Genomic DNA, 13805 nt, shown 5'->3' with positions numbered 1-13805 from the left:
GCAAGGTCGATCGATATGAAGTGCATGTGAAGTGCAGGAGTGAGATGGCCGTCAACCTCGTCAATCTGGAAGCCGTCGGCAAGGTCTACGGGACCCGTGCCCTGCTCGACGGTGTCTCGCTCGGCGTCAACGAGGGGGACCGGATCGGCGTCGTCGGCCGCAACGGCGACGGCAAGACCACCCTGATCCGGATCCTGGCCAAGCTGGAGAGCGCGGACGACGGCCGGGTCACGCACAGCGGCGGCCTGCGCCTCGGCGTGCTCACCCAGCACGACTCCCTCGACCCGGCCGCCACCATCCGGCACGAGGTCATCGGCGACCTCGCCGACCACGAGTGGGCCGGCAACGCCAAGATCCGCGACGTGCTGACCGGCCTCTTCGGCGATCTGCACCTGCCGGGCTTCACCCAGGGCCTGGACACCGTCATCGGTCCGCTCTCCGGCGGTGAGCGCCGCCGTATCGCGCTGGCCAAGCTGCTGATCGCCGAGCAGGACCTGATCGTCCTCGACGAGCCCACCAACCACCTGGACGTCGAGGGCATCTCCTGGCTCGCCCGCCACCTCCGGGCCCGCCGCTCCGCCCTGGTCGTGGTCACCCACGACCGGTGGTTCCTCGACCAGGTCTGCACGCGGATGTGGGACGTCCAGCGCGGCGATGTCCACGAGTACGAGGGCGGCTACAGCGACTACGTCTTCGCCCGGGCCGAGCGGGAGCGGATCGCGGCCAGCGAGGAGGTCAAGCGGCAGAACCTGATGCGCAAGGAGCTGGCGTGGCTGCGGCGCGGCGCCCCGGCCCGTACGAGCAAGCCCCGCTTCCGCATCGAGGCGGCCAACGAGCTGATCGCCGACGTCCCGCCGCCCCGCGACAACGCCGAGCTGATGAAGTTCGCCAGCTCCCGCCTGGGCAAGACCGTCTTCGACCTGGAGGACGTCAGCATCCAGGCCGGGCCGAAGGTGCTGCTCAAGCACCTGACCTGGCAGCTGGGGCCCGGCGACCGGATCGGCCTGGTCGGCGTCAACGGCGCCGGCAAGACCTCGCTGCTGCGGGCGCTCGCCGAGGCCGCCCGCACCCAGGGCGAGACGCAGCCCGCGGGCGGCCGGGTGGTGGTCGGCAAGACCGTCAAGCTGGCCTACCTCTCCCAGGAGGTCGGCGAACTCCCCCCGACGCTGCGGGTGCTGGAGGCCGTCCAGCAGGTGCGCGAGCGGGTCGACCTGGGCAAGGGCCGGGAGATGACCGCCGGGCAGCTGTGCGAGAAGTTCGGCTTCACCAAGGAGAAGCAGTGGACGCCGGTCGGCGACCTCTCCGGCGGTGAGCGCCGCCGCCTCCAGATCCTGCGCCTGCTGATGGACGAGCCCAACGTCCTCTTCCTCGACGAGCCCACCAACGACCTCGACATCGAGACCCTGACCCAGCTGGAGGACCTCCTCGACGGCTGGCCCGGCTCCCTCATCGTCATCAGCCACGACCGCTACTTCATCGAGCGCACCACCGACCGGGTCCAGGCGCTGCTGGGCGACGCCACGCTGCGGATGCTGCCGCGCGGCCTGGACGAGTACCTGGAGCGCCGCCAGAAGGTCATCGAGGCCGCCACCCCGGCCCCCGCACAGCAGACCGCGGCCCCCAAGAAGGCCGCCGCGGTCAACCGCGCCGCCCAGAAGGAACTCCAGAAGATCGAGCGCCAGTTGGACAAGATCGGCGCCAAGGAGGCCACCCTCCACGCCCAGATCGCCGAGAACGCCACGGACTTCGAGAAGGTCGCCGGCCTGGACGCCCAACTGCGCGAGCTGAACGGGGAGAAGGACGAGCTGGAGATGCGGTGGCTGGAGCTGGCGGAGGAGGCGTAGGGGGCGGGGCAGCTCTCGGCGGGCGCACAGGGCTGGCTGGGATCAGCGATGTGCGCGCCGTGGCAGGAGTCCCGGATTCGCTGTCGTCGATCTTCCAAGGTGGAGTGGCGCGGAACCGAAATGCAGAGCTGGATGAGGTGGGGATGCGTCAGGGAGGCCTCGCCACCCACCGCCGGTCACCGCGTCGCGGCTGCTGCACCAGGATGCCGATATGAGTCGCCTCGTTACGTGCGATACCAATCTTCGCCTTCGGCCTGAACGGACCGCTGAAGATAATCTTCCAGAGAAGTCGACACCCAGTTCCGGGCGTCCGTCTCGTGATCCCACACGAATACGTCATTTCGTTTCGGATTGCGCACGAAGGCGAACTGGTCTCCTCCTCCATTGTCCCCGAAGAAGATTAGGTCATCGAAGGGCATATAGAGATCCCTGAAAGATTCCTCGGCGCGAAACTGTTTGTTATCTTCGAGGATTCGCTGCGCGCTCCAGACGACTTCTGTTCCGAATTCATCATCCAGGCCATCGGTCTCCAGCAGGAGTTGCTTCAGGGGGTGCGGGAGCGGTTGGCCAAGCTGCTGTTCGATCTGATCCAAGATTTGGTCATCCACAGGGTTGTGAAAGTCGACGTGTCCACCGAATCCAGCAATCATTTCGCGCCACATGGCGCCTCCTTAGCTGTGTTGGTAATGAAGGTGTCATCGACCGTCGGGAGCAGAACGTGGGTGCGACGGAACTCCCCCACCAACGCTGCAGGATTCGGCTGTCCGGCATGAACTGCCGCTACTTCATCGGCCAATGACATGACGGGCCGACCCCTCCCCGATTTCAGCTCAACTGTCGAACCTACTTTCGCATACGTCGCTGACAAGGCAGACAATGGCGCTCCAGCAGAAAACCGTCCGCTGGTTCCTTTTGACTTCAATCAAATTGGAGTGAAGCGGAGTTCCAAGAGCGACCATGGCGGTGGACGCGCTCGGTGTAGCGGTCGAGACTGCTCGCCCGTGGCATCGCGTCAGGGCGCACCGTCCTCAACTCTGATACGGAGCCGCCGGATTGCGCCGATGCACCCCTGGGGCGAGGTGCCGTCCGCCCCCGTCCGCCAGCCAGGCCCGGTTCGTGAGTCTCTTGCCGATGCCAGGGAAACCACCCGGAACCCCGCCTTCACCCCGGCCTTCACCCCCGCCTTCGCCCCAGGCCCCGCACCCCCTCAGCGAGCCCCGGACCCCGCCCCCACGGCGCCAATCGGCCCCGAATGGCCGGGATTCCAGCATTCCGGGGGGCTTCTCCCCGGTAGGGGGCGCGCTCGGGCAGCCGAGCGTGTAGCTTCCCGGGGACGAGCGGCCCGGTCGGGGCCGCGCCGGGGCCCGCCGGAGTGGAGGGGGTTGCTCGATGGGCGTGCGGCTCATGGTGCTCGACGATCACCGTCTGCTCGCGGAGGCGCTCGCCTCGGCGTTGAAGCTGCGCGGGCACCGGGTGCTGGCCGCCGCCGCGCCCAGCGCCGGGGCCGCGGACCTGGTGGTCAGCCGGGCGCCGGAGGTGTGTCTGCTGGGTACGGCGGCGCCGGCCCGGCCGGGGACCTTCGACCCGGTCGTACGGATCAAGAAGGAGCGGCCGCAGGTCGCGGTGGTGGTGCTGGGGCCGGTGCCCAGCCCGCGCGGGATCGCCGCCGCCTTCGCGGCCGGGGCCTCCGGCTACGTCCGTAACGACGAGCGGATCGAGGGTGTGGAGCGCGCCATGATGAAGGCGCGGGCGGGGGAGTCGGCGGTCTCGCCGCAGCTGCTGCAGCAGGCGTTCGAGGAGCTGCTGCACCCCGCGGCGCAGCCGGACGACGAGGGCGCGCGGCTGCTGGAGCTGCTCACCCCGCGCGAGGTGGAGGTGCTGATGCGGGTCGCGGACGGTGAGGACACCCGGCTGATCGCGGCGGGGATGGAGATCGCGCCGAGCACCGCGCGGACGCATGTCCAGCGGGTGTTGATGAAGCTGGAGGTCGGCTCGCGGCTGGAGGCCGCCGCGCTGGCGGCGCGTACCGGCCTGCTGGACCGGGCGGGCGGCCGGGCCGCGCGACTGGCGGCGGAACCGGGGGAGCCGGTCCCGCCGCAGTAGGCCGCGGGGCGGGAGCCGCGGCTCAGCCCTTCGCGGGGCTGTCCTCGGCCGTGGCCGCCTGGAGTTCGGCGGCGGTCGGCGGGACGGTCGGCCGCAGTTTCAGCCAGATCAGGAAGAACAGTCCGAGGGCCAGCATGCCCAGTCCGGTCCACAGGTTGATGTTGATGTCCTGGGCCTTGCGCAGGTCCGCGTCGCTGGCGGTCAGGCCGGCGATGGTGACGATCACGCCGTAGACGACGAACAGGCCGCCGATGATGCGCCGTACGTCGAAGAGTCGCGCGGCGGTGGCCGACTCGCGCTCCAGCTCCTCGACCTCGTGCTGGTGGTCACTCATGGTGGGTCAACTCCGCTGGTTCGGAAGGGTTCAGAGGGAGAAGGGCACGTAGCAGACGGCGGCCAGGACGAGCGCGCCCCAGCCCAGCAGGGCCGGCTTGCGGTACCAGGCGTCGTCGCCCTCGGCGGGCAGCTCGGCCATGCCGGGCGAGGTGGTGCCGTAGACCAGGCCGGCCAGCGACTCGGCGGGCTTGGGCTTGGTGACCATGGTGACCACGACCATCACCAGTGCGCCGACGACGAAGGCGACGATCGAGGAGACGAAGTTGGCGCCCTGGTCGGAGGGGATGGCGATGATGCCCTGCTTGTAGAACCAGAAGTAGTTGACCATCGCGGCCACGGTGCCGGAGAGCAGCCCCCAGAAGCCGGCCGCGGCGCTGGTCCGCTTCCAGAACATGCCGATGATGAAGACGACGAACAGGGGGACGTTGAAGAAGGAGAACAGCGTCTGGAGGTAGTTCATGATGTTGCTGAAGGACGAGGCGATGAAGGCGGTGCCCATGCCGATCAGCACGCCGACCGCGGTGACGACGCGGCCCGTCTTGAGGTAGTGCGCGTCGTCGCGGCCCTTCTTCAGGTACGCGGCCCAGATGTCGTTGGTGAAGACCGTGTTGAAGGACGACACGTTCGCGGCCATACCGGCCATGAAGGCGGCCAGCAGACCGGTCACGGCGATGCCCAGCACGCCGTTGGGCAGCAGGTCCCGCATCAGGACCGGGATCGCGTCGTTGTACTGCAGTCCGTCCGCGGACTTGCCCAGGGTCGGCTCCATGACCAGCGCGATCAGGCCGGGGACGACCACCACCATCGGGATGAAGATCTTGGGGAAGGCGGCGATCAGCGGGGTGCGCTTGGCGGCGGAGAGGTTCTTCGCGGACAGGGCGCGCTGCACCTCGGCGAAGTTGGTGGTCCAGTAGCCGAAGCTCATCACGAAGCCCAGCCCCAGGACGATGGTCAGCCAGTTCGCGCCGAGCGGGTTGGCCTCGCCGATGCCGGTGCCCTTCCAGGCGGTCAGGAAGTCGCCGCCGTGCGAGGAGGTCAGGGAGTGGGTCAGACCGTCCCAGCCGCCGACCCGCTTGAGGCCGACGACCGTCAGGGGTATCAGCGCGGCCAGGATGACGAAGAACTGCAGCACCTCGTTGTAGATCGCCGAGGACAAGCCGCCGATGGTGATGTACGCCAGGACGAAGAAGCCGGCGACCACGATGGCCACCCACTGCGGCCAGCCCAGCAGCGCCTGCAGCACGATCGCCATCGCGTAGAGGTTCACGCCGGCGATCAGGACGGACGAGACGGCGAAGATGACCGACGAGAGCAGGTGCGACGAAGGCCCGAAGCGGTGCAGCAGGAACTCGGGCACCGAGCGGACCTTGGAGCCGTAGTAGAACGGCATCATCACCAGGCCGAGGAAGACCATCGCCGGGATCGCGCCGATCCAGTACCAGTGCACGGTGTAGGCCCCGTACTGCGCGCCGTTGGCGGCCATGCCGAGGATCTCGGTGGCGCCGAGGTTGGCGGCGACGAAGGCCAGGCCGGTGACCCAGGCGGGCAGCGACCGGCCGGAGAGGAAGAAGTCCAGGCTCGTCCTCACGCTGCGCCGGGCCGCGAAGCCGATGCCGAGGACGACGATGAAGTAGAGGGCCAGGATGGTGTAGTCGAGCCCGTTGGTGGGGAGCCGTAGCCCTTCGGCCAAGGTGATCATGTCGAAGCTCACTTCCGGGGGTCTGGGGGTCGCTCCCCAGAGGACGCAGCGGTGCGTGCGATGAACGCACAGAAAGCTACGCTCGGGCGGTCAGAAACTGAACACTTTTGTTCGGTTCAGTTGTTGGATCGTGACCGACGCAGCCCTGAACTGCCGTGACGCCCCTTGCGAACCCGTGGCGAACCCGCGCCGCGGAGCGACATTGACGCAACTGTTTAGTTGTGCTTCATTGTGTTTGTTTGTGTTCGGTCGGTCGGTCGTGGTGTGGTGAGGAGCTCCCGGTGAAGAAGACGACGACCCGGCTCGCGGACGGCCGGGAGCTGATCTACTACGACGCGCGGGAGGGCGCCGTCCGCGACGCCGTCGACCGGCGTCCCCTCGACCCCGTCGCCACCGCCGCCGAGATCCGCCACGACCGCCTGCTCGGCGACCGCGTCGCCATCGCCTCGCACCGCCAGGGCCGCACCTACCACCCGCCCGCCGACGAGTGCCCGCTGTGCCCCTCCCGCGAGGGCCGGCACTCCGAGATCCCCGCCGCCGACTACGACGTCGCCGTCTTCGAGAACCGCTTCCCCTCCCTCGCCGGCGACCACGGCCGCTGCGAGGTCGTCTGCTTCACCTCCGACCACCACGCCTCCTTCGCCGACCTCACCGAGGAGCAGGCCGCCCTGGTCCTCGCGGCCTGGACCGACCGCACCGCCGCGCTCTCCCGGCTCCCCGGCGTCGAGCAGGTCTTCTGCTTCGAGAACCGGGGCCAGGAGATCGGCGTCACCCTCGGTCATCCGCACGGCCAGATCTACGCCTACCCCTTCACCACCCCCCGCACCGCGCGGATGCTGGCCTCGCTCGACGCCCACCGGGCGGCCACCGGCGGCAACCTCTTCGACGACGTCCTCGCCGACGAACTCGCCGACGGCCGCCGCATCGTCCTGGAAGGCGAGCACTGGGTGGCCTTCGTCCCGTACGCCGCCCACTGGCCGTACGAGGTGCACCTCTACCCCCGGCGCCGGGTCCCCGACCTGGTCGCGCTCGATGACGCCGCGCGCACAGAGTTTCCACAGGTCTACCTGGAAGTCTTGCGCCGCTTCGACCGGATCTTCGACGAGGAGTACGACGGGAGCGGGGGCGGGACCGGGAGCAGGAGCGGGAGCGCCGGGGGGAGCGTGCCGCCCACGCCCTACATCGCCGCCTGGCACCAGGCCCCGGTGCACGCCGGGCAGCGCGCCGATTTCGCCCTGCACCTTGAGCTTTTCACCATTCGAAGGACTTCCGGCAAGCTGAAGTTTCTCGCGGGTTCCGAATCCGGCATGAACGTGTTCATCAATGACGTGCCGCCGGAGGCCGCGGCCGAGCGACTGCGAGAGGTAGCGAGCGAGCGATGAGCAAGGCTGAGTCGGGCAAGTACCTGGTGACGGGTGGGGCCGGTTACGTCGGCAGCGTGGTGGCCCAGCACCTGCTGGAGGCCGGACACACGGTGACTGTCCTCGACAACCTCTCCACCGGCTTTCGCGCGGGGGTCCCGGCGGGCGCCGAATTCATCGAGGGCGATATCCGCGACGCCGCGAAGTGGCTGGACCCCTCGTACGACGCGGTGCTGCACTTCGCCGCGTTCTCGCAGGTCGGCGAGTCCGTCGTGAAGCCCGAGAAGTACTGGGACAACAACGTCGGCGGCACCATGGAGCTGCTGGCCGCGATGCGCGCCGCGGGCGTGCGCAAGCTGGTCTTCTCCTCCACCGCCGCGACCTACGGCGAGCCGGTGAGCACCCCGATCACCGAGGCCGACCCGACCGCCCCCACCTCCCCCTACGGCGCCAGCAAGCTCGCCGTCGACCACATGATCACCGGGGAGGCGACCGCCCACGGCCTGGCCGCCGTCTCGCTGCGCTACTTCAACGTCGCCGGCGCCTACGGCAGCTGCGGCGAGCGGCACGACCCCGAGTCGCACCTGATCCCGCTCGTCCTCCAGGTCGCCCGGGGCACGCGCGAGGCGATCTCCGTCTTCGGCGACGACTACCCCACCCCCGACGGCACCTGCATCCGCGACTACATCCACGTTGCCGACCTCGCCGACGCCCACCTGCTCGCGCTCGGTGCGGCCACCCCCGGCGAGCACCTGATCTGCAACCTCGGCAACGGCAACGGCTTCTCCGTGCGCGAGGTCATCGAGACCGTCCGCGCGGTCACCGGCCACCCGATCCCGGAGGTCGTCGCCCCGCGTCGCGGCGGCGACCCCGCGGTCCTGGTGGCCTCCGCCCAGACCGCCATGGACCGCCTCGGCTGGCGGCCCCGCCGCGCTGACCTGGCCGGGATCGTCGCCGACGCCTGGGAGTTCACCCAGCGCCTGGACCAGCAGAGCTGAACACACCGGACAAAGGAGTCCCGATGGCAGGTCACCCAGCCGCCGCCCCGACCACCGGGCGCCCGCACGGTGCCCGGTACACCGCGGAGCGGTTCACCGCGGTGCACGGCGCCGCCCCCGCGGGCGTCTGGGCGGCGCCCGGCCGGGTCAACCTGATCGGTGAACACACCGACTACAACGACGGCTTCGTGATGCCCCTGGCCCTCCCGCACACCACGCTCGCCGCCGCCGCGCCCCGCACCGACGGCGTGCTGCGGCTGCACTCCGGTGACGTCGACGGCGGGGTCGTGGAGCTGCGCCCGGACGCGCTGCACCCGGTGCCCGGTCCGGCCGGCGGCTGGGCCGCCTACCCGGCGGGCGTGGTCTGGGCGATGCGGGCGGCGGGGCTGCCGGTGGGCGGTGCGGACCTGCACTTCGACAGCACGGTGCCCACCGGCGCCGGGCTGTCCTCCTCCGCCGCGCTGGAGGTCGCCACCGCGCTCGCGCTCAACGACCTCTACGGGCTCGACCTGGAGCCGCAGCGGCTGGCGAGCCTCGCCCAGCGGGCCGAGAACGCCTTCGTCGGGGTGCCCTGCGGGATCATGGACCAGACCGCGGCGGCCTGCTGCACCGAGGGCCACGCCCTGTTCCTCGACACCCGCGATCTCACCCATCGCCAGGTCCCGTTCGACATGGCGGGGGCGGGGCTGCGACTGCTGGTGGTGGACACCCGGGTCAAGCACGAGCTGGGGGACGGCGCATACGCCGAGCGGCGCGCCGGTTGTGAGCGTGGCGCGCGGGCGCTTGGGGTGCAGGCACTGCGCGACGTGGACCGTACGCACCTGCCCGAGGCCCTCGCGCACCTGTCCGACGAGCCCGTCGTCCAGGCCCTCGTCCGGCACATCGTGACCGAGAACCACCGCGTCGAGGAGGTCGTCGCCTGCCTGGACGCCGGCCGCCCCCGCGCCATCGGACCGCTGCTGACCGCCGGCCACGCCTCGCTCCGTGACGACTTCGCGATCTCCTGCCGGGAGCTCGACCTGGCCGTCGACACCGCCTGCGCGGCCGGCGCCCTGGGCGCCCGGATGACCGGCGGCGGCTTCGGCGGCTCGGCGATCGTGCTGGTCGAGGAGGCGGACGCGGCAGCCGTCGGCGCGGCGGTCACCGAGGCGTTCGCCGCCGCCGGACACACCACCCCGCGGATCTTCGAGGCCGTACCGAGCGCAGGGGCACACCGGGTCGAGTAGGGGCGCGTCCGGGGGAACGGCGGGCGTGCGTCCACCGCACATCCGCCAAATGGCCCTGGTGGGGGAGGAGTTTCGCCAATCACCTTCCCTTGTCGCGGCCCGTCCGTACGCTGAGACCCTGCACCGGTGGGGGCCGGTGCCGATCAGGGGGCGAGACCGTTCGGGTACGGCGTTCCGGGTGGGGGTAGTGATGTCGGCGCGGCGGCGGTCGCGCGGCTGACGCGATCTTCAATCCGGGCGCCCTGCCCGCTATGGTCCGTTCACCGAGACAGGGGGTCTCTGTGCAACGCATCCGGGTTCTGGTGGTCGACGACCACCGCATCTTCGCCGAATCCCTGGCAGCCGCGCTCGCCGCGGAACAGGACGTGGACGTCGCCGCCGCCGGCAGCGCGCCCGCAGCCCTGCGTACGCTGGACCGGGCGGCCACCGACGGCCGCCGGTTCGATGTGCTGCTCGTCGACGCCGACCTCGCCGCGCCGCTCCTCGCGGTGCCCGCGCAGTCGGCGGGACCGGCCCGGGAGGCCGTCCCGAGGGCCGTCCCCAGGGACGGCATTGCGCTGGTCGCCGGCCTGCGCACCAGCCATCCCTCCCTGCGCACGGTCGTCCTCGCCGACCGCGACGACCCGCGCCGCGCCGCCGCCGCACTGCAGGCCGGCGCCTCGGGCTGGGTCGCCAAGGACTGCTCGCTCTCCCGGCTGCTCGCGGTGATCCGCGGTGTGCTGCGGGACGAGACGCACCTGCCGCCGGCGCTGCTGACCGGTGTGCTGCGGGAGTTGACGGCCGCCCGCAAGCACCGCTCGGAGAGCGAGCGGCTGGTGGAGTCGCTGACCCCGCGCGAGCGCGAGGTGCTGCGCTGCATGGTGGCGGGCCTGGGCCGCAAGGCGGTCGCCGAGCGGCTGTTCCTCTCCCCGCACACCGTCCGTACCCATATGCAGAACGTCCTGGGCAAGCTCGGGGTGCACTCGACGCTCGCGGCGGTGGCGCTGGCCCGGCGGGCCGGGGTCGGCCCGGTCGAACTGGAGGCCGCCGCCGCGGCGTCGGTACCGGTGCCCTGAGCGAACCCCGGTACGCCGTCGGCTGCCGCCTCACGCCTCGGTCAGCACGGCCACCCCACGGGCCGCCAGCGTGATCCGCCGCCCGGCCGGCGCCCGGTCCCCGCCCTCGGCGCCCCGCGCCAGCACGTCCCGCATCGGCCCCGGCAGCGCCACCTCCACCGCCGTCGCCCCGTGGTTGAGCAGGAAGAGGTACCGCCCGCCGGCGCCCTCGCGGACCGTGGCCTGGACACCGGCCGGCAGCCCCGGCAGGACGGGTGCCACCCCGGCCGCCTCCCGTACGTCGTCCAACAACGCCCGCAGCAGCGCCGGCTCGGGCCGGGTGGCGAGGTACCAGACCTCGCCGCGCCCGTAGCGGTGCCGGGTGAGGGCGGGCCGCCCGGCCAGGTCGCCGTCGGTGAAGCGGGCGAGCGCCTCGGCCCCCTCCAGGACCAGGGCCTCCGACCACAGGTCGGCCCGCCCCGTATAGACCCCGTCGCCGACCGCCACCGACCGCCCGGCGGCCAGCGGCCAGAACTCCTCCACCCACAGCCCCAGCAGCTCCCGCAGCGGTGCCGGGCAGCCCCCGGGGTGCACCCGGTCGTGCTCGTCGACGATCCCGGAGAAGAACGACACCACCAGCCGCCCGCCGGCCCGTACGTACGCCGCCAGCCGCGCGGCGTCGCGCGCGGTCAGCAGGTAGAGGTTGGGTACGAGCACCAGCCGGTAGCCGGACAGGTCGCGCTGCGGCGGCACCACGTCGCACGCCACCCCCGCCTCGAACAGCGGCCGGTAGTGGTCCAGTGCGATCCGGGAGTGGTCCAGCGCGGTCGACGGTTTGGAGTCCAGCTCCAGCGCCCACCAGCTGGGCCAGTCCGACAGCAGCGCCACCCCGGCCCGCGACCGGGTCCCCTCGATACCCGGAACCGACGCCAACTCCCGCCCCAGAGCCGCGACTTCACGGAAGACGCGGGTGTCGGTCCCGCCGTGCGGCAGCATCGCCGAGTGGAACTTCTCCGCACCGCCCAACGACTGCCGCCACTGGAAGAACAGCACCGCGTCCGCGCCCTGGGCGACCGCCTGCCAGCTCCACAGCCGCATCGCGCCGGGCGGCTTGGGGCCGTTGCGGGGGCGCCAGTTGACCGCGCCCGGCGCCTGTTCGAGCAGCAGCCAGGGCTGTCCGGAGCGCGCCGCCCGCATCAGGTCGAAGGCGTAGCCGGCCCGGAGGTGGTCGTCGGGCACATGGGGGTCCTGGTAGAAGTCCAGCGCCATCACGTCCATGTGCGCCGACCAGGCGAAGGCGTCGACCGGCTTGTGCTGCGGCATCAGATTGGTGGTGACCGGCACCCCGGGGGTCAGCCGGTCCAGGACGGCCTTCTCGGCGAGGTAGCAGGCCCGCAGCGCCTCGTCGCCGAAGCGCAGGTAGTCCAGCTGCTGGGCGGGGTTGGGGAAGGTGGGGGCGGTGCGCGGCGGCAGCACCTCGGCGAAGTCGCCGTAGCCCTGCGACCAGAAGGCCGTCGACCAGGCGGCGTTCAGCGCCTCGACCGAGCCGTAACGCGCGCGCAGCCAGCGCCGGAAGTCCTCCGCGGAGACGTCGCAGAAGCACTGCCGGGTGTGGCAGCCGTACTCGTTGCCGATGTGCCACAGGGCGAGCGCCGGATGGCCGGCGTAGCGGGCGGCGAGCCGCTCGACGAGGCGTACGGCGTGTGCGCGGTAGACGGGGCTGGAGGGGCAGTAGTGCTGCCGGCCGCCCGGCCAGCGGCGCTGCCCGTCGGGGCCCTCGGGCAGGATCTCGGGGTGCGCGCGGGTCAGCCAGGGCGGCGGCGAGGCGGTCATCGTCGCCAGGCAGACCGCGATCCCCGCGCCCGCCAGCCCGTCCATCACACGGTCGAACCAGCCGAAGTCCCACTGTCCGGGCCGGGGTTCGACCTTCGCCCAGGAGAAGATCCCGGCGGTGACCATGGTGACGCGGGCCGCCTTCATCAGCTCCAGGTCCTCGGCCCACACCTCCTCGGGCCACTGCTCGGGGTTGTAGTCGCCGCCGAAACGGATGCCCATGGATCCCCCTACGGATCGCGGACCGGGTGGGGCACCACCGCGCCCCGCCACGGACCGGCTCGGCTCAGGAAGAGTTCTTGTACACGCTCCAGCCGCCGTCCACGACGAGGCTCGCCCCGGTGACGAAGGACGCCTCGGGGGACAGCAGGAAGACGATCACGGCGGCGATCTCCTCCGGCCGCCCCAGCCGCCCCAGGGCGGTCTCCGCGGCGCTGGCCCGCCGCCGCTCCTCGTCGATGCCGTCCCAGGCGGCGGTCAGCACCGGGCCCGGCAGCACGCTGTTGACCCGTACCTCCGGCCCGTACTCCACGGCGAGTTGGCGCCCCAGACCGGTCAGCCCGGCCTTGGCCGCGGCGTAGGCGGGCCGGCCCGGCAGCCCCACCAGCGCATGCACGGACGAGGTGAGGACCACCGCGCCGCGCCGCTCCCGCAGATCGTCCAGGGTGGCCCGGACGCCGAGGAAGGAACCGGTCAGATTGACCGCGAGCTGCCGCTCCCAGTCCGCCACCGGGGTCTTGTCGGCCGCCGCCTCATACGGCAGATAGGCGTTGCTGACCAGCCCGTCCACCGGACCGTAGCGACGGTGCGCGGCCTGGACCGCCCGCCGCCAGTCGTCCTCGCCCGCCACATCACAGTGCTCGTACGAGGCCCGGCCGCCGCCCGCCCGGATGCGCCGGGCGAGGTGCTCACCGCGCGCGTCGTCGATGTCCAGCAGCAGGACGCGGGCCCCCTCGGCCGCCAGCCGGTCGGCGGTGGCCGCCCCGATCCCGCCGGCGGCCCCGGTCACCAGGACCGTACGGCCCTCGAACCGCCGGCCGTACGGGGCATGCGCCGGGTGGGGTGCGTGCTGCTGGCTCATGGCGCGATCCAAGTGCACGGCGCGGGTGGCGACAAGGGCACATCGGCCCCCGAGGGGTGCACGTCGGCCCGGAGCGCCACACAGGGGGGCGTGCATGAAAGACAGGGGCGCACGAACCAGTCACACGCGCCGTCAATTCACGCATGAGTCACCGTGTTGCGCGCCGTTGTGTGCGGCATCGGCGGTGAGTGCACCCGGCCCTACGAGCTGGGCCGGCGGCGCCCGCGCCGCGTGCCCGGTGGTGCACGCCCCTCACCTGCCCCGGAAAAGAGCGAACGCCCGGCTCGGAC

At 71.5% G+C, this 13805-nt stretch carries 11 protein-coding genes; 6 read left to right on the top strand and 5 right to left on the bottom strand.

Features of this window, described 5'->3' with window-relative positions; translation table 11 throughout:
* The first annotated feature begins 44 nt into the window (after positions 1–44).
* Positions 45–1844, top strand: a complete 1800-nt coding sequence (locus AB0G84_RS09740) for an ABC-F family ATP-binding cassette domain-containing protein (RefSeq protein WP_361318559.1) — start codon at positions 45–47, stop codon at positions 1842–1844.
* A 224-nt stretch (positions 1845–2068) separates the two neighbouring features.
* On the opposite strand, the gene AB0G84_RS09735 is transcribed toward AB0G84_RS09740, so the two are convergent.
* Complete coding sequence (locus AB0G84_RS09735; RefSeq protein WP_361317978.1) at positions 2069–2506, bottom strand: SMI1/KNR4 family protein; 438 nt, start codon at positions 2504–2506, stop codon at positions 2069–2071.
* A gap of 727 nt (positions 2507–3233) precedes the next feature.
* Between AB0G84_RS09735 and AB0G84_RS09730 the strand changes: the two genes are divergently transcribed.
* Positions 3234–3947 (top strand): LuxR C-terminal-related transcriptional regulator, encoded by a 714-nt coding sequence (locus tag AB0G84_RS09730; RefSeq protein ID WP_361317976.1) that lies wholly within the window; start codon positions 3234–3236, stop codon positions 3945–3947.
* A gap of 22 nt (positions 3948–3969) precedes the next feature.
* Here the strand turns inward: AB0G84_RS09730 and AB0G84_RS09725 are convergent, their stop codons facing one another.
* Together AB0G84_RS09725 and AB0G84_RS09720 are read right to left on the bottom strand one after the other, a co-directional pair.
* Positions 3970–4281 carry a hypothetical protein gene (locus AB0G84_RS09725; RefSeq protein WP_361317974.1) on the bottom strand — a complete coding sequence of 104 codons (312 nt, stop codon included), beginning with the start codon at positions 4279–4281 and terminating at the stop codon, positions 3970–3972.
* Positions 4282–4311: 30 nt separating this feature from the next.
* Positions 4312–5982 carry a sodium:solute symporter family protein gene (locus tag AB0G84_RS09720; RefSeq protein ID WP_361317972.1) on the bottom strand — a complete coding sequence of 557 codons (1671 nt, stop codon included), beginning with the start codon at positions 5980–5982 and terminating at the stop codon, positions 4312–4314.
* Positions 5983–6263: 281 nt separating this feature from the next.
* Here AB0G84_RS09720 and galT point away from each other — a divergent pair, with 281 nt between their 5' ends.
* The 4 genes from galT (at position 6264) to AB0G84_RS09700 (ending at position 10622) form a co-directional block, all read left to right on the top strand.
* Positions 6264–7364 carry a galactose-1-phosphate uridylyltransferase gene (gene galT / locus AB0G84_RS09715; protein ID WP_361317970.1) on the top strand — a complete coding sequence of 367 codons (1101 nt, stop codon included), beginning with the start codon at positions 6264–6266 and terminating at the stop codon, positions 7362–7364.
* Positions 7361–8341 (top strand): UDP-glucose 4-epimerase GalE, encoded by a 981-nt coding sequence (gene galE, locus AB0G84_RS09710; protein WP_361317968.1) that lies wholly within the window; start codon positions 7361–7363, stop codon positions 8339–8341. Before galT ends, galE begins: the two co-directional genes overlap by 4 nt.
* Before the next feature lie 23 nt (positions 8342–8364).
* Positions 8365–9567 carry a galactokinase gene (galK, locus tag AB0G84_RS09705; protein WP_361317966.1) on the top strand — a complete coding sequence of 401 codons (1203 nt, stop codon included), beginning with the start codon at positions 8365–8367 and terminating at the stop codon, positions 9565–9567.
* Between the two features lie 281 nt (positions 9568–9848).
* Positions 9849–10622, top strand: a complete 774-nt coding sequence (locus AB0G84_RS09700; RefSeq protein ID WP_361317964.1) for a response regulator transcription factor — start codon at positions 9849–9851, stop codon at positions 10620–10622.
* A gap of 30 nt (positions 10623–10652) precedes the next feature.
* Here AB0G84_RS09700 and AB0G84_RS09695 read toward each other — a convergent pair whose 3' ends face one another.
* Together AB0G84_RS09695 and AB0G84_RS09690 are read right to left on the bottom strand one after the other, a co-directional pair.
* The gene (locus tag AB0G84_RS09695) at positions 10653–12656 is read right to left on the bottom strand and encodes a beta-galactosidase (protein ID WP_361317962.1); all 2004 of its coding nucleotides are present in this window, start codon (positions 12654–12656) and stop codon (positions 10653–10655) included.
* 64 nt (positions 12657–12720) lie between these two features.
* Entirely contained in the window at positions 12721–13515 is a 795-nt protein-coding gene (locus AB0G84_RS09690) for an SDR family oxidoreductase (protein ID WP_361317960.1), read from the bottom strand.
* Between the last annotated feature and the right edge of the window lie 290 nt (positions 13516–13805).

This window comes from Streptomyces sp. NPDC020742 (assembly GCF_040641675.1).
Taxonomy (GTDB): Bacteria; Actinomycetota; Actinomycetes; order Streptomycetales; family Streptomycetaceae; genus Streptomyces.
The sequence above is the reverse complement of the archived record's forward strand: the minus strand, read 5'-3'. Positions and strand labels throughout refer to the sequence as shown.